The organism is Streptomyces composti (assembly GCF_012034205.1).
GTDB classification, from domain to species: domain Bacteria; phylum Actinomycetota; class Actinomycetes; order Streptomycetales; family Streptomycetaceae; genus Streptomyces; species Streptomyces composti.
In genome coordinates, this window is record NZ_JAATEM010000003.1 from 247,006 (window position 1) to 268,649 (window position 21,644).

Genomic DNA, 21,644 nt, shown 5'->3' on the forward strand with positions numbered 1-21,644 from the left:
AGGGCTTCTGCGTGGGGTGACGGCAGTAGTTGACGGCAACGGCAGCGGACGAGCGAGGCGCAGGGTGGCGGTTCGTCGCCGTCGGAGCGTGCCGTCTCGGTGGTCTCCCGGCCCACGAGCGCGGTGCCGAGGGCGTCGATGGCGTCTCGTTGGAGGCGGAGTCGGACGTGGGCATAGACGGTGGCGGTGACGCCGATGTGGGCGTGGCCGAGGAGTTCCTTGATGACGACGAGTTCGACGCCCTGTTCCAGGAGGAGGGTGGCGGTGGAGTGTCGGAGGTCGTGGAAGCGGATGCGGCGGAGGCTGGCCTTGCGGAGGAGCACGGAGGGACATGAAGGCTCCCCTCCGGGGCGTGGAGAGGGTGGCTTCGTAGGCGGGGACGCTCAGCGCGTGAGGACGGCAGGCGTCCTGCGGGCAGGGTCGTAGGGTGCCCCCATGAGCATCATCGGCGTCGGGATCGACGTAGCTGAGATCGATCGGTTTGCGGCGTCTCTGGAGCGGACGCCCGGGCTGGCTCAGCGGCTGTTTCTCGAGAGCGAGTTGCTGTTGCCGAGTGGGGAGCGGCGGGGGGTCGCCTCGCTGGCTGCGCGGTTCGCCGCGAAAGAGGCGTTGGCGAAGGCGCTGGGGGCGCCGTCGGGGATGTACTGGACCGATGCCGAGGTTTACGTCGAGGACAGCGGGCAACCCCGGCTGCGGGTGAAGGGGACCGTGGCGGCGAGGGCCGCCGAACTGGGCGTGCGGTCGTGGCATGTGTCGCTCAGTCATGACGCGGGGGTCGCGTCGGCGGTCGTGATCGCGGAGGGGTGAGGAACGCTGTGACGCTGGGGTTTCCCGGGGCCGGGGTGGATCTGCCGATGTGGGGGCAGGCCATGCTGGTCGTCGCCGCCACGCTCGCGGTCGTGTTCGCGCTGGTGCGGTTGATGCGGAATCGGCGTCGCTGACCTGACCGCGCGGGCGGGCGTGCGTGTTGTGTCTGCGGGAGACTCGGACGCATGCGTACTGCGTACAGCGTGGAGAAGGTCAGGGCGGCGGAGCGGGACCTGATGGCGCGGCTGCCGGAGGGGGCGCTGATGCAGCGCGCCGCGGCCGGGCTCGCCGCCGCCTGCGCGGATGTGCTGGGGCGGGTCTACGGCAGCCGGGTCGTGCTGCTGGTCGGCAGCGGGGACAACGGCGGGGACGCCCTGTACGCCGGTGCCCGGCTGGCGAGGCGGGGCGCCGGGGTGAGCGCGGTGCTGCTGTCGCCGGAGCGGGCGCACGCCGGCGGGCTCGCGGCGTTGCGCCGTGCGGGTGGCCGGGCCGTGGGGACGGACGGTGCCGAGCAGCTGATCGAACGGGCCGATCTCGTGCTGGACGGGATCGTCGGGATCGGCGGGAAAGGCGGACTGCGCCCGAACGCGGTGCCGTTGGCCGCCGCTGCGGAGCGGTCGCGGGCGGTGGTCGTGGCGGTGGATCTGCCGAGCGGTGTGGACGTCGACACCGGGGAGGTGCACGGGGTCGCCCTGCGGGCGGATCTCACGGTGACGTTCGGGACGCACAAGCCGGGGCTGCTGATCGATCCCGCGCGGGAGTACGCGGGGCTGGTGCGGCTGGTCGACATCGGACTCGACCTCGCGCAGGACCAGGCCGCCCTGGAGGCCCTGCAGCATGCGGATGTGGCGCGGCTGCTGCCGGTGCCGCGGGCGGAGAGTGACAAGTACCGGCGGGGAGTCGTGGGGATCGCCGCCGGGTCCGCGCGGTATCCGGGTGCCGCGGTGCTCGCGGTGGCGGGTGCGCTGCGGGGCGGGGCGGGGGCCGTGCGGTACGTGGGGCCCGCGGGGAGCGCTGTGATCGCCCGGTACCCCGAGACGCTGGTGTCGGACCGGGGGCCCAAGCACGCGGGGCGGGTGCAGGCGTGGGTGACCGGGCCGGGCGCCGGGGACGACGCGGCCACGGTGGGGGAGGTGCTGGCGGCGGACGTGCCGGTGCTGATCGACGCGGACGGGCTGCGGCTGGCGGATGCGGCGGCGGTGCGCGCGCGGAAGGCGCCGACGCTGATGACCCCGCACGCGGGGGAGGCCGCCGCGCTGCTCGGTGTCGAGCGGGAGGAGGTCGAGCGCGGACGGCTGGCGGCGGTGAAGGAACTGGCGGAGCGGTACGGGGCGACGGTGCTGCTGAAGGGGTCCACCACGCTGGTGGCGGAGCCGGGGGGTGGGCCCGTGCGGGTGAATCCGACGGGGACCTCGTGGCTGGCGACCGCGGGGAGCGGTGACGTGCTGTCCGGGCTCGCAGGCTCTCTGCTGGCGGCCGGGTTGCAGGCGCGGGACGCGGGGAGCGCGGGGGCGTATCTGCACGGCCTGGCCGGACGGCTCGCGGCGGGGGCGGAGACGGGGCCGGGGGGCGGCGCGGCGCCGGTCGGGGCGCATGACGTGGCTGCGGCGATTCCGCGGGCCTGGCGGGACGTCGTGCGGGAGATCGGCGTATAGGGGATGTGAGGGGATGGGGTGCGGGAGGCGGGCGGCTGAAGTCTTCGTTCATGTCGGCCCGCGGGGATCGCCGGCGCTGTGCCGGCGCCGGTGAGCGGGGTCCGGTCCCCGTGAGCGCAATGCCCGGGCCCGTGAGTGCGGATGCACGGCGGTCCGGTGCGTGCGGCTGCGGGGGCGGACGAGGGCGCCGATGTGACGACGGCCCTTCCGCGCGAGCGCGGTCGAGCGTGGGGGATCGGCAGCTCGGGAGCCGCGGGGACCGGCCCTCGACGACGACACCGTCGATGAGCGTGCCGGCGCCCGCGTCCGCGGGCTGGTCCGGGGTGGCAGGCGGGGAGGCGCCGGAAACCATCCGGTTTGCTCCGTGCGTCCCCAGTGGTGAGGGCGAGGCGGCGCCGAGAAAGCCGTCACAGACCTCGCTCGTCCCCTCTGAGACACTGACCCAACCATGAGTGAGACAGAAGCCCGGCGGACCGGCACCCTGCGCGCCCGTGCCGAGATCGATCTGGACGCCTTGCGGGGCAATGTGCGCCGGCTGCGCGAGCTGGCGCCCGGTGCTGCCCTGATGGCCGTGGTCAAGGCGGATGCGTACGGGCACGGGGCGCCGGCCTGCGCCAGGGCGGCTGTCGAGGCCGGGGCGACCTGGCTGGGTACCGCAACGCCCCAGGAGGCGCTGGCCCTGCGCGCGCCGGAGGCCGGGCTGCCGGCCGATGTGCGGATCATGTGCTGGCTGTGGACGCCCGGAGGGCCCTGGCGGGAGGCGGTCGAGGCCGGCCTCGACGTGTCGGTGAGCGGGCTGTGGGCGCTGGAGGAGGTCACCCGGGCCGCGCATGCCGCCGGGAGGTCTGCGCTGGTGCACCTCAAGGCGGACACCGGGCTCGGGCGCAGCGGGTGCCAGCCCGAGGACTGGGCCGAACTGGTCGGCGCCGCGCTGCGGGCCGAACGGGACGGGCTGGTGCGGATCGCGGGGCTCTGGTCGCACTTCGCCTGCGCCGACGAGCCGGGGCATCCCTCGATCGCCGCCCAGCTCTCCCGTTTCCGGGAGATGGTCGCGTACGCCGAGGCGCGGGGCGCGACGCCCGAGGTGCGGCACATCGCCAACTCGCCGGCCACCCTCACCCTCCCCGAGAGCCATTTCGACCTGGTCCGGCCGGGCATCGCGCTGTACGGGGTCTCGCCGAGCCCCGAGCTGGGCAGCTCCGCGGACTTCGGGCTGCGGCCGGCGATGACGGTGTCCGCCTCGCTGGCACTGGTCAAGAAGGTCCCGGGCGGGCATGGCGTCAGCTACGGGCACCACTACGTCACCCCGGGCCCGACGACCCTCGGCCTCGTTCCCCTCGGCTACGCGGACGGCATCCCCCGGCACGCCTCCTCCACCGGCCCGGTGCTGGTCGAGGGCAAGTGGCGCACGGTCGCGGGACGGGTCGCCATGGACCAGTTCGTCGTGGACCTGGGTGGCGACATGCCGCCGGAGGGCACGGAGGCCGTGCTGTTCGGGCCCGGTGACCGGGGCGAGCCCACCGCCGAGGACTGGGCACAGGCCGCCGGCACGATCGCGTACGAGATCGTCACCCGGATCGGACCCCGCGTCCCGCGCGTCTACAAGAACGCGTCCGCGTGAGCGAGGGGTGAACGCCCCCGCTGTGAAACGCGTCGCTGTGAATGAGGGGCGGGGCGGGTAAGCGATGCACAGACGGGTGATGACGGACTGACATTCGCCTGTGACAGGTGACGCGGAGACGGGTCCGGCGGGGCTCACCCCCCGTCGGGCAACAGCCGGTGAGAAGGAGCGGTACGTGACCGAGAGCAGTGCGGAGGCCGCCGCGAGCGCCGCCACCGCGGCCGTCGCCTCCGCCGCCGGGGCGTCCGGGGGCTGGCGCCGGGCGACCGGCATCGCGGGCGTCGCGATAGGCGTGCTCGCCACCGGCGCCGCCGCGGGCGTCGCCATCGAGCGGATGACCGTCGGCCGGGGCATGCGCCGCAAGGCCCGGCTGGTGCTCGACTCGGCGGGCCCGTACGGCACGCTGCGCGGCACGCCGGGCCGGGCGTACGCCGAGGACGGCACCGAGCTGTACTACGAGGTCGACGACGTCGATCCCGCGCAGGAGACCGGCCCCGCCCGCCGCCGGCGGCTGTTCGGCCGCACGTCGCCGGCGCCCGTCACCGTGGTCTTCAGCCACGGCTACTGCCTCAACCAGGACTCCTGGCACTTCCAGCGGGCCGCGCTGCGGGGTGTCGTACGGACCGTGCACTGGGACCAGCGCAGCCACGGGCGCTCCGCGCGGGGCGCCGCCCAACTGGAGCGGGGCGAACCGGTCACCATCGAGCAGCTGGGGCGGGACCTGAAGGCCGTGATCGACGCCGCCGCGCCCGAGGGGCCGCTGGTGCTGGTGGGGCACTCGATGGGCGGCATGACGGTGATGGCGCTGGCCGACCAGTACCCGGAGCTGGTCCGCGACCGGGTCGTCGGCGTGGCCCTGGTCGGTACGTCGTCGGGGCGGCTCGGCGAGGTGAACTTCGGGCTCCCGGTGGCCGGGGTCAACGCGGTGCGGCGGGTGCTGCCCGGGGTGCTGAAGGCGCTGGGGCAGCGGGCCGAGCTGGTGGAGAAGGGACGGCGGGCGACGGCGGACCTGTTCGCCGGGATCATCAAGCGGTACTCGTTCGCCTCCCGGGACGTGGATCCGGCGATCGCCCGGTTCGCCGAGCGGATGATCGAGTCGACGCCGATCGACGTGGTCGCCGAGTACTACCCGGCGTTCAACGACCACGACAAGACCGAGGCGCTCGCCCACTTCGCGGGTCTGCCGGTGCTGGTGCTGGCCGGGGTGCAGGACCTGGTCACCCCCAGCGAGCACAGCGAGGCGATCGCCGACGCGCTGCCGGACGCCGAGCTGGTGCTGGTCCCGGACGCCGGGCACCTGGTGATGCTGGAGCAACCGGAGGTGGTCACCGACCGTCTCGCCGACCTGCTCACCCGCGCGGGGGCGGTGCCCGCAGGGGCTACCGTGGGTGGCTATGGAAGCACCAGCAGCACGGCACAACCCGGCTGAGCACGAGCCCTCCGGCTCCGGCCACCCCGGCCACTCCGGCCACTCCGGCGACCGAGGGCCGTCCGCCGGCCGGGAGCGGTCCGCCGGTCAGCCCGCCGCGGATCAGTCGTCCGGGGGGTCCGGGCGGTCCGAGTCGCCCGGGCAGGCCGGGCACGCCGGACAGGCCGCGCAGGCCGCGCAGGCCGGGCAGGGCGGGCAGACGGTCGAGCTGACGGTCACCTCGGCCGACCGGATGCGGGAGCTGGGCCGCACCCTCGCCAAGCTGCTGCGCGCCGGTGACCTGGTGATGCTCAGCGGTGAGCTGGGCGCCGGCAAGACCACGCTGACCCGGGGGCTCGGCGAAGGGCTCGGGGTGCGGGGTGCGGTCACCTCGCCGACGTTCGTGATCGCCCGGGTCCACCCGTCGCTGGGCGACGGTCCGCCGCTGGTCCATGTGGACGCCTACCGGCTCTCCGGGGGCCTGGACGAGATGGAGGACCTCGACCTCGACGTCTCGCTGCCCGAGTCGGTGGTCGTCGTGGAGTGGGGCGAGGGCAAGGTCGAGGAGCTGACCGAGGACCGGCTCCAGGTCGTCATCCACCGCGCCGTCGGCGACACCACCGACGAGTTGCGGCACGTGACCCTCACCGGTCTGGGCGAACGCTGGGCGGAGACCGACCTGAGCGTCCTGGCGGCGTAGGCGAAGAAGCAGTAGCCCTCCGGCGAGAGGCCGTGGCCCTCCGGCGGGAGTTTCCGACAAGGCGTCGGGAAAATGTTGCGCCCGGGCCGTCGGGCGTGGTCACATGGTATCCAGCACGTAGTTAGGTGTACCTAAGTACCCCTTCGGTGCCCCGGGCACCGATTCCTGACTGCTTTCCGCCCCCCGGCCCCCAGGAGGCGTCCATGTCGGCCACCGAGAGCGCCCGCAGGATTACGGCGCAGCCGAAGCCGGTCTCCGGGGTGTCCATGCGTGATCTGCTCGCCGCCTGCGCCGCCGCGGCCGCGGTCTCCACCCCGCCGTCCGCGCCCGCGCCAGAACCGCACCTCGCCGGGCCGGCGCGGGACCGCCGCGAGGCCGCGTAACCTTTTCCGCGTGAACGATTCTTCGCCTTCTCGCCTGCGCTGTGCCGTGCTCGACGACTTCCAGGACGCCGCCCTGCGGTCGGCCGACTGGAGTCCGCTCGAGGACCGCGTCGACGTCGTCACCTTCCGCGACCACATCGCCGGCGAGGACGAGCTGGCCGAGCGGCTGGCCGGCTTCGACATCGTGGTGACCCTGCGTGAACGGGTGCCGTTCCCCGGCACGTTGCTGGACCGCCTGCCCCGCCTGAAACTGCTCGTCGCCTCCGGCATGCGCAACTCGGCCATCGACCTCGCGGCCGCCGAGCGCAACGGCGTGACGGTGTGCGGCACCGCCAGCTCCTCCACCCCGCCGGTGGAGCTGACCTGGGCGCTGCTCCTCGGCCTCGCCCGCAACCTGGTCACCGAGAACGGCGCGCTGCGCACGGGCGGCCCCTGGCAGTCCACGGTCGGCGCCGATCTGCACGGCCGCCGGCTCGGGGTGCTGGGTCTGGGCCGGATCGGCGGGCGGGTGGCGCAGATCGGCCTGGCCTTCGGGATGCGGGTGAGCGCCTGGAGCCAGAACCTCAGCCAGGAGCGCGCCGACGAGGTGGGCGTGGAACGGGCGCCCTCCCTGGAGGACTTGCTGAGCGGCAGCGACTTCCTGACCGTGCACCTCAAGCTCAGCGACCGCACCCGCGGCCTGCTCGGCCCGGCCGAGCTGGCCCTGCTGAAGCCCACCGCCTATCTCGTCAACACCTCCCGCGCGGCCATTGTCGACCAGAAGGCGCTGCTGGCCGCGCTGCACGAGGGCCGGATCGCGGGCGCCGGCCTCGATGTGTTCGACATCGAGCCGCTCCCGGCGGACCATCCGATGCGCACCGCGCCGCGGCTGCTCGCCACCCCTCACCTCGGCTATGTCACGCAGGACAACTACGCGACGTACTACCGCCAGGCCGTGGAGGACATCCAGGCGTACCTCGCGGGCGAACCGGTGCGCCGCCTCGGCTGACGGGACGGGGCCGCTTCAGCCGGCGGGATCGGCTCGACTGGCGGGTTCGCCTCGACCGACGCTGGTGGCGGTTCGCCCTCAGCCGACGGGATCGGCTCGACCGACGGGATCGGCTCGACCGGCGGGACCGGCTCGACCGGCGGGACCGGCTCGACTGGCGGGTTCGCCGCGATCGACGCCGGCGACGGGTTCGCCGCGATCGACGCCGGCGACGGGTTCGCCCTCGACCGACGGGACGGGACGACAGCGCCCGGGCGAGGGCGGGGCCCGCGGCCGCTACGGCACCACCACGACCTTCCGGCCGATCGTGGCGAACCGCCACATCGCCGCCCCGTCCGCCCGCGTCTCCCGCACTCCGCCGGTGCGCACCTTTGGGTCGAGCTGCGGCACGGAGCCGTCGAGTGCCGCGCTGAAGCCGATCACCGTGCCGTCGACGCTGGCGAAGCGCACCACGTGTTCGACCGGAACGCCGTCCGAACCGGTGACCCGCTTGGAGCGGGAGGTGACCCGGTAGGTGCCCGGCGCCGGGTCCACCGTGGAGGGGTGGACGGGGAAGGTGCGCCGGATGCGGCCGTCCTCCTCGACCAGCCACACCCGGTCCGCGGTCAGGGAGTACACCACCCGCGTGCCCTGACCTGAGCGGGCGGGAAGAGTCTCGGGATTCCCGTTCTGGCCGGGTGTCCTGGGCGCGGACTGTGCGGTACCCGGCTGCGCGGCGGCGCGCAGCCCGGCGGGGACGTTCTCGGCCGCCTGGTGACCGAGATAGCCGACCGTCGCGAGCGCCGCCGCGGTCAGCCCCGCCACGATCGCCGAGCTGGTGCCTGCCACCGTCGTCACCCCTGTCCTGTCGGTCTCCGGACCGGCGCCTGTCCTGTCCGAACCGTTTCAGCCCGTTCTGTACATACGTGTTCCGGACGGTAGCAGCCCGTGACCGGCCGGACCGTGCGGCCGTGGCGAAGGCGCGGGAGCCGTAGGCTGTTTGCGTGCTCTTGCTCGCTCTGGATACCGCCACCCCTGCCGTCACGGTCGCGCTGCACGACGGCGACGACATCATCGCCTCGTCGAGCCAGGTGGACGCCCGCCGGCACGGGGAACTGCTGCTCCCGGCGATCGACCGGGTCCTCGCCGAGGCCGGCCGCACGCTGGACGCCGTCACCGGCATCGTCGTCGGCATCGGACCGGGGCCCTACACGGGCCTGCGCGTCGGTCTGATGACCGCGGACACCTTCGGGCTCGCGCTCGGCGTCCCCGTGCACGGTGTGTGCACGCTGGACGGTCTCGCCTACGCGGCCGACCTGCCGGGGCCGTTCGTCGTGGCGACCGACGCCCGCCGCAAGGAGGTCTACTGGGCCCGCTACGCGGACTCCCGCACCCGGGTGAGCGGCCCGGCCGTCGACCGGCCCGCCGACATCGCCGAGCAGGTCGAGGACCTGCCCGCGGTCGGCGCGGGGGCGCTGCTGTATCCGGAGGTCTTCCCCAGGGCGCACGAGCCCGAGCACGTGTCCGCGGCCGCCCTGGCCCGGCTCGCCGCCGAACGGCTGGCCGCCGGTCAGGAGCTGCCCGCACCGAGGCCGCTGTATCTGCGGCGGCCAGACGCCCAGGTCCCCAAGAACTACAAGGTGGTCACCCCGAAGTGACCGGAACCGAGACCGTCGTGCTGCGCGAGATGCGCTGGTGGGACATCGAACCCGTGCTGGAGCTGGAGCGGGAGCTGTTCCCCGAGGACGCCTGGTCCCGGGGCATGTTCTGGTCCGAGCTGGCCCACTCCCGCGGCCACGGGGCGACCCGCCGCTATGTCGTGGCCCAGGAGGGCGACCGGATCGTCGGCTACGCGGGGCTCGCCGCCTCCGGTGGTCAGGGCGACGTCCAGACCATCGCGGTCACCCGCGACCACTGGGGCACCGGCCTCGGCTCGCGGCTGCTCACCGAGCTGCTGCGGGCGGCGACCGCCTTCGAGTGCTCCGAGGTGATGCTGGAGTGCCGGATCGACAACGTCCGCGCCCAGAAGCTCTACGAGCGCTTCGGCTTCGAGGTCATCGGCGTCCGGCGCGGCTACTACCAGCCGGGCAATGTGGACGCGCTGGTGATGCGCCTGTCCGACCCTTCCACCTCAGTCCCACCGGCCCTCCGGTGAACGGCGTACAAGGAACCGAGATCAATGGCTGACGAACCCCTGGTCCTGGGGATCGAGACCTCCTGCGACGAGACCGGCGTCGGCATCGTCCGCGGCACCACGCTGCTGGCGGACGCGGTCGCCTCCAGCGTCGACGAGCACGCCCGCTTCGGCGGGGTCGTCCCCGAGGTGGCGTCGCGGGCGCACCTGGAGGCGATGGTGCCGACGATCCAGCGCGCGCTGGAGGAGGCCGGGGTGAGCGCGCGGGACCTGGACGGCATCGCCGTCACCGCGGGCCCGGGGCTCGCCGGTGCGCTGCTGGTCGGCGTCTCGGCGGCGAAGGCCTTCGCCTACGCCCTCGGCAAGCCCCTGTACGGGGTCAACCACCTCGCCTCGCACATCTGCGTCGACCAGCTCGAGCACGGTCCGCTCCCCGAGCCGACCATGGCGCTGCTGGTCTCCGGCGGGCACTCCTCGCTGCTGCTGTCCAGCGACATCACCACCGACGTCCGCCCGATGGGCGCCACCATCGACGACGCGGCCGGCGAGGCCTTCGACAAGATCGCCCGTGTGCTCGACCTCGGCTTCCCCGGCGGGCCGGTCATCGACCGGTACGCGCAGGAGGGCGACCCGGACGCGATCGCCTTCCCGCGCGGCCTGACCGGGCCGCGCGACCCGGCCTACGACTTCTCCTTCTCCGGCCTGAAGACCGCCGTGGCCCGCTGGATCGAGGCCAAGCGGGCGGCCGGAGAGGAGGTGCCGGTGCGTGACGTGGCGGCCTCCTTCCAGGAGGCGGTGGTGGACGTGCTCACCCGCAAGGCGGTGCGCGCCTGCAAGGACGAGGGCGTCGACCATCTGATGATCGGCGGCGGGGTGGCCGCCAACTCGCGGCTGCGGGCGCTGGCCCAGGAGCGCTGCGAGGCGGCCGGGATCCGGTTGCGGGTGCCGCGGCCCAAGCTGTGCACCGACAACGGGGCGATGGTGGCCGCGCTGGGCGCCGAGATGGTCGCCCGGAACCGGCCCGCCTCCGACTGGGAGCTGTCGGCCGACTCCTCGCTGCCGGTGACCGACCCGCATGTGCCGGGCGAGGCCCGCTCCCACGACCACGTGCACGAGCTCAGCAAGCAGAACCTGTACTCATGACGGGTGCTCATGGCGGGCGGGCAGAACCTGTACTGATGACGGGCAAGGAGATCCTGACGTCGTGACGGTCGCGCTGATGTGGGAGGCGCGGGCGGTGCCCGGCCGGGGCGGCGAGCTGCTCGAGTGGGCGCGGGCGCAGCGGCTGGAACCCGTCCCGCTGCGCCGGGAGACCTTCCGGGCTCCGCAGGACCGGGTTCTCGTCATCACCTGGTGGGACGCCCCGTACGGTGCGGAGCTGCCCGAACTGCCGGAGCCCGACGGTTCGCTGATCACCCGCGCGGTGCACCGGTGGCGGTTCGAGTCGGTGGGCGCCGAGAACACCGCCTGAACCGCCCGCGGCACGGCCGGGTCAGACGCGCGGGAGCAGTTCGATCGGGCGGGTCTGGTGCACGTACACCAGTACGTCCGCCGAGCGGAGCACATTGACCTGGTCCGGGGGACGGGGCCAATGCGTTCCGATCTCCCGCTTGGGCCGGGTGACGCCCAGCCAGGCGCGGGCGGCGGCCGGTGCGGTGCGCAGGTCGACGAACCAGTGGGGGTGACCGACCCGGTCCAGCGTCTCCTCCACCGAGCCGGGGGCGATCGGGCCCGAGGAGAACCTCTTCACGTCCGTGTCACTCGGGTCGGCGACGCTCGGGTCGGCGGCGAGGAAGGATCCCCGGCCGAAGGCCGCGCCCACCACCCGGTAGTCGTCCCCGAGGGCGCGGCGCAGCAGGCCGCCCTGGATCACCGGATAGTCGGGGGTGTAACCCTCCAGGTACACATGGCCGTTGCTGGCGGCCAGCACCGTGCGGTCCCCGGTCTGCTCCAGCCACCACAGGGTGTTGTCCGCCATCATCGTGTCGCGGTAGGCCATGGCCCGTCGCGCCTCGTCCGGGTCGTCGTAGTCGAAGGCGTACTGGCGGGCGACCTGGTCGACGGCGGTGGCGTGCTGCACCGCCCAGAGGTGGTCCTGCTCGGTGCGCTCCTTCGGGGTGCGCTCGCGCAGCAGTTCCAGCACCTCGGCGGTGCGTTCCGCCTTCTCCCGGCGCACGTCCAGGGGCTCGCCGAGGTAGCCGATCATGTACTCCAGGGCGGGCAGCGTGGGCCGCAGACCGCGGTACAGCTCCCTCACCCGCGGGAGTAGGTCCGGGTGGGCCCGCCGGACGTGCTCCTCCACCCGGTCGTACAGCTGGGGGCCCGCGTAGCTGCTGTCGTTGCCGGCGAAGCGGAGCGGGTCGCCGGGGTGGGCGATGTTGTACTGGCGCATCCAGCGGATCAGGCCGAGGATCTCGCGGGTGTGCATGAAGAGGTAGCCGCTGTGCAGCTCATCGGACATGATCCGGAGCGGGTCGCCGCGCCCGGTGCGCAGATAGTCGTCCAGACGCACCCCGGTGCTCCAGGGGGCCTCGAGGACCAGGGAGCGGAAGCCCTTCTCGGCGACCAGGTACCGCAACGCCCGGTGCTGGAAGGCCTGGAACTCGTGGCCGCCGTGGGAGGCCTGCCCGACGCCCACCAGCCGGGCGTCGCCCAGCGCCTCGCCCAGCGGGCGCAGATCGGTGAAGGGGCCTTCGGGTTCCACGGTGCGCAGGGGGCGGGCGGCGGCCCGCAGGGCGGGCAGCGGGTCGGTGCCGGCGGCCCCGCCGGACGCCGGCGTCCGCGCCTGCGCCGGTACCCGGTCGAGCCTGCGGCTGGGCCGGATCTCGTGCAGGTGCACCACCAGGTCGGCCATCCGCAGCAGGGCGACCTGGTCGCCGTCCGGCGGGTAGTCGGTGCCGATCTCCCGCTTGGGCAGGGCGGTGTTCAGCCAGGCGCGGGCCGGGGGCGGCGCGGTGCGCAGGTCCGCGTACCAGTCGGCGTGGCTCACCCGGTCCAGCATGTGCTCGACGGTGCCGGGGGCGGCGGGCTCCACCTCGAAGCGGCGGATGTCCTCGTCCGTGGGGTTCTGCAGGTTCTTCTCGGTGGCGTGCACGGTGCCCCGGTCGAAGGAGGCGGCCACCATCACGTAGCCCTCGCCCAGCCGCTCCCTGAGCACCTGGCCCTGGGGGAGGGGGAGGTCCGGGGTGGAACTCGTCAGATACAGGTGGCTGTTGTGGCCGCCGGCCACCACCTTCTGGCCGGTCCGCCGGTGCCACCACAGGGTGTTCTCCGCCATCACCCTGTCGCGGTAGGCCATGGCCTGCGGCGCGACCTCGGGGTCCGCGAAGTCGAAGGCGTACAGGCGCGCCACCTGGTCGACGGCGGTGGCGTGCTGCACCGCCCAGACGTGGTCGTCGTCCGCCCCGGTCGAGCCGCGGGCGGTCCCCGCGGAGCCGCGGGCGCGGAGCAGTTCGAGGACCTTGCCGGTACGTTCGGCCCGCTCCCGCCGCTCGCCCAGGGGCGCGGCCATGGCGGTGCGCACCCACTCGTGCATGGACACCGTGGGCCGCAGTCCCCGGTACAGCTCGGTGACCTGCGGGAGCAGCTCGGGGTGGGCTCGCCGGACGTGCTCCTCCACCCGGTCGTACAGCTCGGGTCCGGCGTAGCCGTTGTCGGTGCCGACGAAGCGGACCGGGTCGCCGGGGTGGGCGCTGTTGTACCGGCGCATCCAGCGGATCGTGTCCAGATAGTCCTGGCTGTGCAGCAGCGCATGGGCGTTCTGGAACTCCTCGGACATGATCCGCACCGGGTCGCCGCGCCCGGTGCGCAGATACTCGTCCAGACGGACTCCGGCACTCCAGTTGGCCTCCAGGGCGAAGGCCCTGAAGCCCTTCTCCTCGACCAGGTGCCGGAAGACCCGGTCGCGGAAGGTGACGAAGTCGCGGGAGCCGTGGGCGGCCTCGCCGACGCCGACGACCACCGCGTCGCCGACCGCACGGACGAGGGGCCGCAGGTCGCCGGCGGGAGACGTGGGGTCGGTGCTCCGCAGCGGGCGGGCGATGTGCTCCAGGCCCGGCAGCGGATCCCCGGCGGCGGGCCGGTCCGGGGGACCGGAGTCACCTCCTGCCGGGGACATCGCGACCGTGCCGGGGACGACGACGAGCCAGACGAGGGCGGCGATCAGAAGCCGCGCGGCCAGGGTGAACCGCCTGGTCGGGGAAGGTGCCATGCGGCCAGCTTCGCCGCACGGGCCTCCGGGCGCCCTTCACCGGTCACCCGGCCGGAGCAACGCCGGGTGAGGCCCTTGACGCCGGGAGGCTCTCCCCCCGCGTTTGCGGCGGTGCCGGCCGCCCGGAGGCAGGGGGGGGAGGCGAGTGCGAGTGCCGTCGCGGCCGGTGTCCGTCGCGCCGGTGTCCGGCGTGGCCGCCACCGGCCGTGCTCGCCCGGCTCCTTGGCGCCGGCGGAGCGGAGGACCTTCCCCGTCGTCACTCCGCTCCGCCGGCCTCCTCCACCCCCGAGCCCTTCGGGGAGCCCGAGGTGCCGGGGAGCACCGACACCTCCGTCTCGCACCGCAGCAGCCGGTCCGGACCGAGCCGGCGCGTGTCGCCGGTGAGGGTGAGCCGGGCGGTGTGGCGCACGTCCGCGCTGGAGGCGGCCAGGCGCAGTTCGAGATCGCCCGGTTCGACGATGCGCTCGCCGCTGCGGTCGGTGAACGCCGCCAGGTCGGCGTGGAAGCGGAAGGTGACCCGGGCCGCCGCCCCCGGGTCCAGCTCGACCCGCTGGTAGCCGATCAGGCGCATGTCGGGGCGGGTCACCGAAGCCACCGGGTCGTGCAGGTACAGCTGCACCACCTCGGCGCCCGCGCGGTCGCCGGTGTTGCGCACGGTCAGCGAGACGTCGTACACCCCGTCCGTCGCGACCGGGACCGGCGTGCCGCCGCCGGTGAAGTCCTCCCAGGCGAACGTGGTGTACGAGCGGCCGTGGCCGAAGGCGTACAGCGGGGTCGGGTCGAGGCTGCTGACCTCGCCGGCCAGGCCCAGCGGAGGCTGCAGGTAGGTCCACGGCTGCCCGCCCGGCACGCGCGGCACGCTGACCGGCAGCCGGCCGGAGGGGTTGACCCGGCCGGACAGCACGCCCGCCACCGCCGGACCGCCCTCCTCGCCCGGGAAGAAGGCCTGGACGACCGCGCCGAGGCGCCCGTCCCACCGGCCCAGCGCGTACGGGCGCCCGGTGAGCAGCACCAGCACCACCGGCACACCCGTGGCGACCAGCGCGTCCAGCAGCTCGGCCTGCACCCCGGGCAGGCTCAGGTCGCTCACGTCGCAGCCCTCGCCCGACGTGCCGCGGCCGAACAGGCCCGCCCGGTCGCCGAGCACCGCCACGCACACGTCCGCCTCCGCGGCCCGCGCCACGGCCTCCTCGAAGCCCGAGGTGTCCGGCCCCGAGGTGTCGCAGCCCTCGGCGAACGTCACCTTGGCGTCCGGCAGTTCGGTACGCACCGCGTCCAGCAGCGTCGGGATGTCGATGCCCAGGGGGACATCGGGGTGGTGGGGGAGGACATGGGAGGGGAAGGAGTAGCAGCCCAGCATCGCCAGCGCGTCGGCGGCGCGCGGGCCGACGACCGCGATCCGGGTCCCGGCGGCGAGTGGGAGCAGCCCGTCGGGGTTGTCCAGCAGCACCACCGACTCCTCGGCGAGGCGGCGCGCCAGGGCGCGGTTCTCCGTGGAGTCCAGGTCGAGGGGGGCGGTCGGCTCCGGTGTCCAGTCCTCGTCCAGCAGGCCCAGTTCGCACTTCTGCAGCAGCACCCGGCGGGCCGCCCGGTCCACCAGCTCCTCGGGGATCTCGCCCGCGCGGACCGCGGCCACCAGGGGGGCGCCGTAGCACCTGAGGGTGGGCAGCTCGACGTCGATGCCGGCCCGCAGGGCCGCGTGCGCCGCCTCGGCCTCGCTGCCCGCGACCCGGTGCAGGGTCTGCAGGAAGCCGATGCCGAAGTAGTCGGCGACGACGGTGCCGGTGAAGCCCCACTCCTCGCGCAGCAGCCGGGTGAGCAGCCCCGGGTCGGCGGAGGCGGGCACCCCGTCGGTCTCGGTGTAGGCGGCCATCACCGAGCGGGCCCCGCCCTGGCGCAGCGCCATCTCGAACGGCGGGAGCGTGACGTCGGCGAACTCCCGCACGCCCGCCCGCACCGGCGCCAGGTTCCGCGCCCCGGCCGAGGAGGCGTATCCGGCGAAGTGCTTCAGGGTGGCGATCACTCCGGCCGACTCCAGGCCGCGCACATAGGCGGTGCCGATGGTGCCGACCAGGTACGGGTCCTCGCCGATGGTCTCCTCCACCCGGCCCCAGCGCGGGTCGCGGACCACGTCGAGGACGGGAGCGAGGCCCTGGTGCACGCCGGCCGCGCGCAGGTCGTGGCCGATGCGGCGGGCCATCTCCTCCACCAGCGCGGGGTCGAAGCTCGCGCCCCAGGCGAGCGGCACGGGGTAGGCGGTGGCCCGCCAGGCGGTGAACCCGGCCAGGCACTCCTCGTGCGCGACCGCCGGGATGCCGAACCGCCCGGCCGCCGCGATCTGCCGCTGGGCGCGGGCCAGCGCCTGCGCGCCGAGGTCGGGATCGACGGGGGCGGTGCCGAAGGAGCGGGTGATCTGGCCCAGGCCCCGGGTGATCAGTTCGTCCCAGTCGTAGTCGGAGGTCATGTCGTGCTGGTGCGGGGCGACGCCCTCGCCGTCCGTGTCGGCACCCACCCACACGCCGTACAGCTGGGCGGTCTTCTCCTCCAGGGTCATCCGGGAGAGCAGGTCGTCGACGCGGGCGGCGGCGGGCAGGCTCGGGTCACGCCAGGGCGCGGTGGTCATGAAGCTCCTGTCGGGTGGACGGACGGCCCTTTCACGAACGTTCCTCGCGGACGTTCACCTTGACTGGGTTCGAAGTGGCTCGGGTCGGAGTGGTTCTGGTCGGAGTGGCTCGGGTCGGGGTGGCTCGGGTCGGGGTGGCTCGGGTCGGGGTGGCTCGGGTTCGGAGTGACGTGGGCTGGTCGGGCTCGAGTGACTCGGGTCGAGGCGGTGGGTTCGAATGTTTCGAAGTATCCATCGAATGTTCCGGGAACCTATGGCGCCTCGGAGACTTCGTCAAGGGGTGCTGCGGGGATACGATCGCCGCCATGAGTTCCTCGCAGCCCGCAGAAACCCGGACGCAAGGGCGCGGCGGCCAGACCGCGACGCTCGCCGAGATCGCCCGGGAGGCCGGTGTCTCGGCGCCGACTGTTTCGAAGGTCCTCAACGGCCGCGCCGATGTCGCCCCGGCCACCCGCAGCCGGGTGGAGCAGCTGCTGCGGGATCACGGCTACCGCCGCCGACGCGCCGAGGCCACCCGCTCACCCCTGATCGACCTGGTCTTCCACGAGCTGGAGAGCGCCTGGGCGATGGAGGTCATCCGGGGCGTGGAGAACGTGGCCCGGGACGCCGGGCTGAGCGTGGTGCTCTCCGAGAGTGCGGGGCGGCTCACCCCCGGCCGCACCTGGGCCGACCAGGTCGCCGCCCGCCGCCCGTACGGCGTGATCCTGGTGCTCTCCGGCCTGGACGAGGCCGGGCGGGCGCTGCTGACCAGCCGTTCCATCCCGTTCGTGGTGATGGACCCGGCGGGCGACCCGGGCACCGACGTGCCCTCCATCGGCGCCACCAACTGGCAGGGCGGGCTGGCCGCCACCCGTCACCTGATCGAGCTGGGGCACACCCGGATCGGGGCGATCAGCGGGCCCACGCAGATGATGTGCAGCCGCGCCCGCGTCGACGGCTACCGCGCCGCACTGGAGACCGCGGGGCTGCCCGTCGACCCGGCGCTGATCCTCACCGGGGACTTCCACCACGAGGCCGGCTACCGGCAAGGGCTCGCCCTGCTGCGGCGGGAGGACCGGCCCACCGCGGTGTTCGCCGGCAACGACCTGCAGGCGCTCGGGTGCTACGAGGCCGCGCGCGAGCTGGGGCTGCGCATCCCGGAGGACGTGAGCGTGGTCGGGTTCGACGATCTGCCGGTGGCCCGCTGGGTGGGGCCGCCGCTGACCACGGTGCGGCAGCCGCTGACCGAGATGGCGGAGGCGGCGGCCAAGCTGGTCCTCGACCTGGCCAAGGGCGCCGACCAGACGGCGACCCGCGTGGAGCTGGCCACCAGCCTGGTGGTGCGCAGCAGTACGGCGGCGCCGGCGGGTGTGTGAGAGGGCGCGAGAGGGCGTGTGAGAAGGCAGTCGGGGCCGGGTGCAGGGGCCTGCGAAACTTTCGGATGCGCATACGCAAGGTGACCCGGAAGCGCGCTCTCCGACTCCGCGGACGGCTGGCCGGCGGGCGGGGAGCGGCGGCTGTCGGCTGATCAGCCGGCCGGGCGGCCGAGCAGCATGGACGGGGCACCGGCGACCCGGGTGAGGAAGACCGTGACGGCCTCGCTGCCGTGCGGCTTGGGCAGCACCTTGCGGCGCAGTTCCTCCGGCTCCACCGCCGAGCCGCGCTTCTTGACGGTGAGGGTGCCGACGCCGCGCTCCCGCAGCAGCGCCTTCAGCTGCTTGGCGTTGAAGGGCAGCCGGTCGGTGATCTCGTAGGCGGTCGCGTACGGCGTGGGGCGGTGCTCGTCGGCGGTGATGTAGGCGATGGTCTCGTCGATGAGGCCGCCGTCGAGCTCCTCGGCCACCTCGGCGACCAGATGGGCGCGGATGACGGCGCCGTCGGGCTCGTAGAGGTACCGGCCGGGCGGGCGCACCGCCGGGTCGGGCAGGCCGCGGGAGGCCAGGGTGCGCGGGCCGGGCAGCAGCGTGGCGCGGACGGAGCCCTTCGCCGCCGCCGCGCCGAACCACAGCACGGCCTCCTTGACGTCCCCGCCGTCCGAGATCCACTCGGCCTCGGCGTCGTCCGGGACCGCCTCGTGCGGGATGCCGGGCGCGACCTTCAGGGCGGCGGCGAGCCGTGCCGTGCGCGCCGCCCCGATCGCCCAGGACAGCGGGGGCGAGTAGGCCTCGGGGTCGAAGATCCGGCCCCGCCCGCCGCGCCGTGCCGGGTCCACGAAGACCGCGTCGTACCCGGCCGTGTCGGTCCGGGTGACGTCGTCCTCGCGCACCTCGATCAGGTGGGCCAGGCCGAGAGCCTCCGCGTTGGCCCGTGCCGCCGCCGCGGTGAGCGGGTCGCGGTCCACCGCCAGCACCCGGATGCCGGCGCGGGCCAGCGCGATGGCGTCCCCGCCGATCCCGCAGCACAGGTCGGCCACCGAGGTCACGCCGAGCTCGGCGAACCTCCGCGCCCGGTGGGCGGCCACGCTCGCCCGTGTCGACTGCTCGACCCCGTTGGCGGTGAAGAACATCCGGCGGGCGTCCTCCGCGCCGAACTTGGCCGCCGCCCGCTGCCGCAGCCGTGCCTGGGCGAGCGCCGCGGACACCAGCTCGGCGGGGTGCTCGCGGCGCAGCCGGGTGGCGACGGCGAGTTCGTCCGCCGGGGCGGTGTCGCGCACCTCCTCCAGCAGGGCGCGGCCTTCGGGGGTGAGGAGCGGGTCGAGGTCGTTCACCGGCTCATTGTGGGCCAGTCGGTGGACCGGGCGCCTCCGGTCGCGGTGTCGGACCGGCTGGAGGGCGGCGGACTGGGAGGATCCGGGCCCATGCGAGTAGTAGGACAAAACGATGAAAAGAGGGCGCGGGGTGTGTGGCGGAGGCGGGGCCCCCTGGGGCGGGTGCGGGTCGCGCTCGTCGTCCTCGCCCTCGCCGCCCTCGCCCCCGGCTGCGGACGCGGCGGGACCCCGCCCGCGAGCGGCGAACGGCCCCTGAACGCGCCCCCGGCCCGCGCGCTCGACTCCTACGCCACCAAGCTGCGCGCCACGCAGGCCGCACGCGCCGCCGCCGCGAAGCGCTGGGGGCTGAAGAAGGTGCCGCTGCCCGCCCCGCCGCCTCCACGGAAGAAGCCGCACATCGGCACCCGCGAGGGCTTCGAGGTGAAGGGCCACCGGAGCCTCGGGCTCCCGCCGGTCTTCACCACCGTCCCGACCAAGAAGAAGATCGTCTTCCTCACCATCGACGACGGTGCCGAGAAGGACCCGAAGTTCCTGCGGATGATGAGCGAGCTGCGGATCCCCTACTCCGCCTTCCTCAGCGACTACGTCATCGAGGACGACTACGCCTACTTCGAGCGGATGCAGGACCGCGGTGTCACCCTCAACAACCACACCCTCCACCACCGCTATCTGCCCGCCCTGTCCTACGCCCGCCAGAAGCGCGAGATCTGCGGCATGCAGGAGGTCATCGAGAAGCGCTACGGCACCCGCCCCGTCCTCTTCCGCCCGCCCTTCGGCAACTACAACAAGGACACGCTGCGCGCCGCCAAGAGCTGCGGCATCAAGTACGTGCCCCTGTGGAACGAGGAGGTCTTCGTCGACCGCTGGGAGTACCGCGAATGGGACCGGGAACTGCGCCCCGGCGACATCGTGCTGACCCATTTCCGCGGCACCGACCACTGGGACGGCACCATGCGCGACATGGTCCGCCGCTTCCTGGACAAGGTCACCGCCGAGGGCTACGCGGTGGCCCGCCTGGAGGACTACCTGTGAGGCCCCGCGCCCGCGGTCCGGCGCTGGCGGCCCTCGCGCTGCTGCTGGCCGCGGGCTGCGCCGGCCCCGTGCAGCACCGGGCGGCGACCGCCGGGGACGGCGCCGGCCAGCCGGCCGGTGAGACCGCGACGCGCCCGGCCGGCGACAGCACGGCACCCGCTGCCGCCGCGCGCCCGTCCGCCACCGCGCTCCCGCCGGCCGTCGACCGGGTCCGCACCACCGACAAAGTCGTCTTCCTGACCTACGACGACGGTGCCGAACGCGACCCCCGCCTCATCGGCCTCGTCCGCGAACGGCGCCTGCCGGTCAGTTTCTTCCTCACCGACAGCGTGGTGGGCCCCGGCTACGCCCACTTCGCCCGGCTGCGCGCGGTCGGGGCCGGCCTGCAGAACCACACCCTCGACCACACCGCTCTGCGCGGGCTGCCGTACGCCGGCCAGCGCGCGCAGATCTGCGGCCAGCAGCGCAAGCTCACCTCCCGCTTCGGCGTCCGCCCCCGCCTGTTCCGCCCGCCCTACGGCACGTACGACGCGACCACCCTGCGCGCCGCCGCCGACTGCGGCATCACGGCTCTCGTGCTGTGGCGGGTGAGCCTGGACGGGGACGGCGTACTCACCTACGCCCAGGGTGCGAAGCAGTTGATGCCCGGCGACATCGTCTCCGTCCCCTCGGTCGATCTGCCGTCGCTGACCCTGGCGGAGCGGACGAGGCGGCTGCTGAAGGAGGCCGACCGGCGCGGCCTGCGGGTGGCCCGCCTCGAGGACTACCTCGCAGGGACCGGGGCAGAACCATGAGCGCACGCCCGACTGCGCTCCGAAGTGAACCCGGGGGCGCGAACCGGTGTCCGACGCGCCGTCGCCGATTGGCACTCCGCTTGACCGAGTGCTAATCGCAGTCATAGTCTCGGCTCTGGCACTCCCCGGTGGAGAGTGCCAACCACGCGACGGGCAGGTCCGGCACCCGCGACGACGGATCGACCTGGTCGCCACCTCAGACAGTTAACCCCGTGAGATCTCCGAAGGGGGAGGTCGGATCGTGACGACCGCCAGCTCCAAGGTTGCCATCAAGCCGCTCGAGGACCGCATCGTGGTCCAGCCGCTGGACGCCGAGCAGACCACGGCCTCTGGCCTGGTCATTCCGGACACCGCCAAGGAGAAGCCCCAGGAGGGCGTCGTCCTGGCCGTGGGCCCGGGCCGCTACGAGGACGGTAAGCGCATCGAGCTCGACGTCAAGGTCGGTGACGTCGTGCTCTACAGCAAGTACGGCGGCACCGAGGTGAAGTACAACAACGAGGAGTACCTCGTTCTCTCGGCCCGCGACGTCCTCGCGATCGTCGAGAAGTAATCACCTCGACGCACCTTTGCTCGACTGCGCCCCTGGCCCCCGCATCCATAAGAAGCCGGGCGCCCGGGGCGCAG

General features: G+C 73.9%; 20 protein-coding genes and 1 pseudogene. 16 read left to right on the top strand and 5 right to left on the bottom strand.

Features of this window, described 5'->3' with window-relative positions; all coding sequences use genetic code 11:
• Positions 1–44: 44 nt before the first annotated feature.
• Positions 45–326, bottom strand: a pseudogene (locus HCJ93_RS29810) (tyrosine-type recombinase/integrase); the annotation flags it as partial.
• 109 nt (positions 327–435) lie between these two features.
• Here HCJ93_RS29810 and HCJ93_RS04280 point away from each other — a divergent pair.
• The 8 genes from HCJ93_RS04280 (at position 436) to HCJ93_RS04310 (ending at position 7,562) form a co-directional block, all read left to right on the top strand.
• Positions 436–807 (top strand): holo-ACP synthase, encoded by a 372-nt coding sequence (locus HCJ93_RS04280; RefSeq protein ID WP_167991166.1) that lies wholly within the window; start codon positions 436–438, stop codon positions 805–807.
• 8 nt (positions 808–815) lie between these two features.
• A complete protein-coding gene (locus HCJ93_RS29815; protein ID WP_277350676.1) occupies positions 816–941 on the top strand; it encodes a hypothetical protein in 126 nt (41 codons plus the stop codon).
• Between the two features lie 51 nt (positions 942–992).
• Positions 993–2,462: an NAD(P)H-hydrate dehydratase gene (locus HCJ93_RS04285; protein WP_167991168.1), complete on the top strand. Its 1,470-nt coding sequence runs from the start codon at positions 993–995 to the stop codon at positions 2,460–2,462.
• Positions 2,463–2,910: 448 nt separating this feature from the next.
• Positions 2,911–4,083, top strand: coding sequence for an alanine racemase (gene alr / locus HCJ93_RS04290; RefSeq protein ID WP_167991170.1), 1,173 nt, complete (start codon positions 2,911–2,913; stop codon positions 4,081–4,083).
• A gap of 175 nt (positions 4,084–4,258) precedes the next feature.
• Positions 4,259–5,512, top strand: coding sequence for an alpha/beta fold hydrolase (locus HCJ93_RS04295; RefSeq protein ID WP_167991171.1), 1,254 nt, complete (start codon positions 4,259–4,261; stop codon positions 5,510–5,512).
• Positions 5,513–5,744: 232 nt separating this feature from the next.
• Positions 5,745–6,191 carry a tRNA (adenosine(37)-N6)-threonylcarbamoyltransferase complex ATPase subunit type 1 TsaE gene (tsaE, locus tag HCJ93_RS04300; protein WP_240967441.1) on the top strand — a complete coding sequence of 149 codons (447 nt, stop codon included), beginning with the start codon at positions 5,745–5,747 and terminating at the stop codon, positions 6,189–6,191.
• Between the two features lie 203 nt (positions 6,192–6,394).
• Positions 6,395–6,574 carry a hypothetical protein gene (locus HCJ93_RS04305; protein ID WP_167991173.1) on the top strand — a complete coding sequence of 60 codons (180 nt, stop codon included), beginning with the start codon at positions 6,395–6,397 and terminating at the stop codon, positions 6,572–6,574.
• Positions 6,575–6,584: 10 nt separating this feature from the next.
• Positions 6,585–7,562, top strand: a complete 978-nt coding sequence (locus HCJ93_RS04310) for a D-2-hydroxyacid dehydrogenase family protein (protein WP_167991174.1) — start codon at positions 6,585–6,587, stop codon at positions 7,560–7,562.
• A 276-nt stretch (positions 7,563–7,838) separates the two neighbouring features.
• On the opposite strand, the gene HCJ93_RS04315 is transcribed toward HCJ93_RS04310, so the two are convergent.
• Positions 7,839–8,390 carry a hypothetical protein gene (locus HCJ93_RS04315; protein ID WP_167991176.1) on the bottom strand — a complete coding sequence of 184 codons (552 nt, stop codon included), beginning with the start codon at positions 8,388–8,390 and terminating at the stop codon, positions 7,839–7,841.
• A 155-nt stretch (positions 8,391–8,545) separates the two neighbouring features.
• Between HCJ93_RS04315 and tsaB the strand changes: the two genes are divergently transcribed.
• The 4 genes from tsaB to HCJ93_RS04335 all read left to right on the top strand — a co-directional run bounded on the left by tsaB (position 8,546) and on the right by HCJ93_RS04335 (position 11,146).
• Entirely contained in the window at positions 8,546–9,199 is a 654-nt protein-coding gene (gene tsaB / locus HCJ93_RS04320) for a tRNA (adenosine(37)-N6)-threonylcarbamoyltransferase complex dimerization subunit type 1 TsaB (protein WP_167991178.1), read from the top strand.
• On the top strand, positions 9,196–9,696 hold the full coding sequence (rimI, locus tag HCJ93_RS04325) for a ribosomal protein S18-alanine N-acetyltransferase (RefSeq protein WP_373563548.1): 501 nt from the start codon (positions 9,196–9,198) through the stop codon (positions 9,694–9,696). Before tsaB ends, rimI begins: the two co-directional genes overlap by 4 nt.
• Positions 9,697–9,720: 24 nt before the next feature.
• Positions 9,721–10,818: a tRNA (adenosine(37)-N6)-threonylcarbamoyltransferase complex transferase subunit TsaD gene (gene tsaD, locus HCJ93_RS04330; protein WP_167991179.1), complete on the top strand. Its 1,098-nt coding sequence runs from the start codon at positions 9,721–9,723 to the stop codon at positions 10,816–10,818.
• A gap of 61 nt (positions 10,819–10,879) precedes the next feature.
• Positions 10,880–11,146 (top strand): hypothetical protein, encoded by a 267-nt coding sequence (locus HCJ93_RS04335; RefSeq protein ID WP_167991181.1) that lies wholly within the window; start codon positions 10,880–10,882, stop codon positions 11,144–11,146.
• 21 nt (positions 11,147–11,167) lie between these two features.
• Here the strand turns inward: HCJ93_RS04335 and HCJ93_RS29265 are convergent, their stop codons facing one another.
• Together HCJ93_RS29265 and HCJ93_RS04350 are read right to left on the bottom strand one after the other, a co-directional pair.
• Entirely contained in the window at positions 11,168–13,885 is a 2,718-nt protein-coding gene (locus HCJ93_RS29265; RefSeq protein ID WP_240967429.1) for an erythromycin esterase family protein, read from the bottom strand.
• A gap of 256 nt (positions 13,886–14,141) precedes the next feature.
• Positions 14,142–16,508 (bottom strand): beta-xylosidase/alpha-l-arabinosidase, encoded by a 2,367-nt coding sequence (locus HCJ93_RS04350; RefSeq protein WP_167991183.1) that lies wholly within the window; start codon positions 16,506–16,508, stop codon positions 14,142–14,144.
• 305 nt (positions 16,509–16,813) lie between these two features.
• Between HCJ93_RS04350 and HCJ93_RS04360 the strand changes: the two genes are divergently transcribed.
• On the top strand, positions 16,814–17,863 hold the full coding sequence (locus tag HCJ93_RS04360) for a LacI family DNA-binding transcriptional regulator (protein ID WP_167991185.1): 1,050 nt from the start codon (positions 16,814–16,816) through the stop codon (positions 17,861–17,863).
• Positions 17,864–18,015: 152 nt separating this feature from the next.
• Here the strand turns inward: HCJ93_RS04360 and HCJ93_RS04365 are convergent, their stop codons facing one another.
• Positions 18,016–19,194, bottom strand: a complete 1,179-nt coding sequence (locus tag HCJ93_RS04365) for a THUMP-like domain-containing protein (RefSeq protein ID WP_309141301.1) — start codon at positions 19,192–19,194, stop codon at positions 18,016–18,018.
• Between the two features lie 90 nt (positions 19,195–19,284).
• Here HCJ93_RS04365 and HCJ93_RS04370 point away from each other — a divergent pair, with 90 nt between their 5' ends.
• The 3 genes from HCJ93_RS04370 to groES all read left to right on the top strand — a co-directional run bounded on the left by HCJ93_RS04370 (position 19,285) and on the right by groES (position 21,570).
• Positions 19,285–20,226, top strand: coding sequence for a polysaccharide deacetylase family protein (locus HCJ93_RS04370; protein WP_167991188.1), 942 nt, complete (start codon positions 19,285–19,287; stop codon positions 20,224–20,226).
• Positions 20,223–21,020, top strand: coding sequence for a polysaccharide deacetylase family protein (locus HCJ93_RS04375; protein WP_309141302.1), 798 nt, complete (start codon positions 20,223–20,225; stop codon positions 21,018–21,020). The genes HCJ93_RS04370 and HCJ93_RS04375 overlap by 4 nt, the downstream gene beginning before the upstream one ends.
• 241 nt (positions 21,021–21,261) lie before the next feature.
• Positions 21,262–21,570: a co-chaperone GroES gene (groES, locus tag HCJ93_RS04380; protein ID WP_167991189.1), complete on the top strand. Its 309-nt coding sequence runs from the start codon at positions 21,262–21,264 to the stop codon at positions 21,568–21,570.
• Positions 21,571–21,644: the final 74 nt, after the last annotated feature.

Bases quoted from the DNA above. Each gene is read 5' to 3' on its own strand.
- HCJ93_RS04280 (WP_167991166.1), top strand. From the start codon at position 436: ATGAGCATCATCGGCGTCGGGATCGACGTAGCTGAGATCGATCGGTTT.
- HCJ93_RS04285 (WP_167991168.1), top strand. From the start codon at position 993: ATGCGTACTGCGTACAGCGTGGAGAAGGTCAGGGCGGCGGAGCGGGAC.
- alr (WP_167991170.1), top strand. From the start codon at position 2,911: ATGAGTGAGACAGAAGCCCGGCGGACCGGCACCCTGCGCGCCCGTGCC.
- tsaE (WP_240967441.1), top strand. From the start codon at position 5,745: ATGCGGGAGCTGGGCCGCACCCTCGCCAAGCTGCTGCGCGCCGGTGAC.
- HCJ93_RS04305 (WP_167991173.1), top strand. From the start codon at position 6,395: ATGTCGGCCACCGAGAGCGCCCGCAGGATTACGGCGCAGCCGAAGCCG.
- tsaD (WP_167991179.1), top strand. From the start codon at position 9,721: ATGGCTGACGAACCCCTGGTCCTGGGGATCGAGACCTCCTGCGACGAG.
- HCJ93_RS29265 (WP_240967429.1), bottom strand. From the start codon at position 13,885: ATGGCACCTTCCCCGACCAGGCGGTTCACCCTGGCCGCGCGGCTTCTG.
- HCJ93_RS04350 (WP_167991183.1), bottom strand. From the start codon at position 16,508: ATGACCACCGCGCCCTGGCGTGACCCGAGCCTGCCCGCCGCCGCCCGC.
- HCJ93_RS04360 (WP_167991185.1), top strand. From the start codon at position 16,814: ATGAGTTCCTCGCAGCCCGCAGAAACCCGGACGCAAGGGCGCGGCGGC.
- HCJ93_RS04370 (WP_167991188.1), top strand. From the start codon at position 19,285: ATGCGAGTAGTAGGACAAAACGATGAAAAGAGGGCGCGGGGTGTGTGG.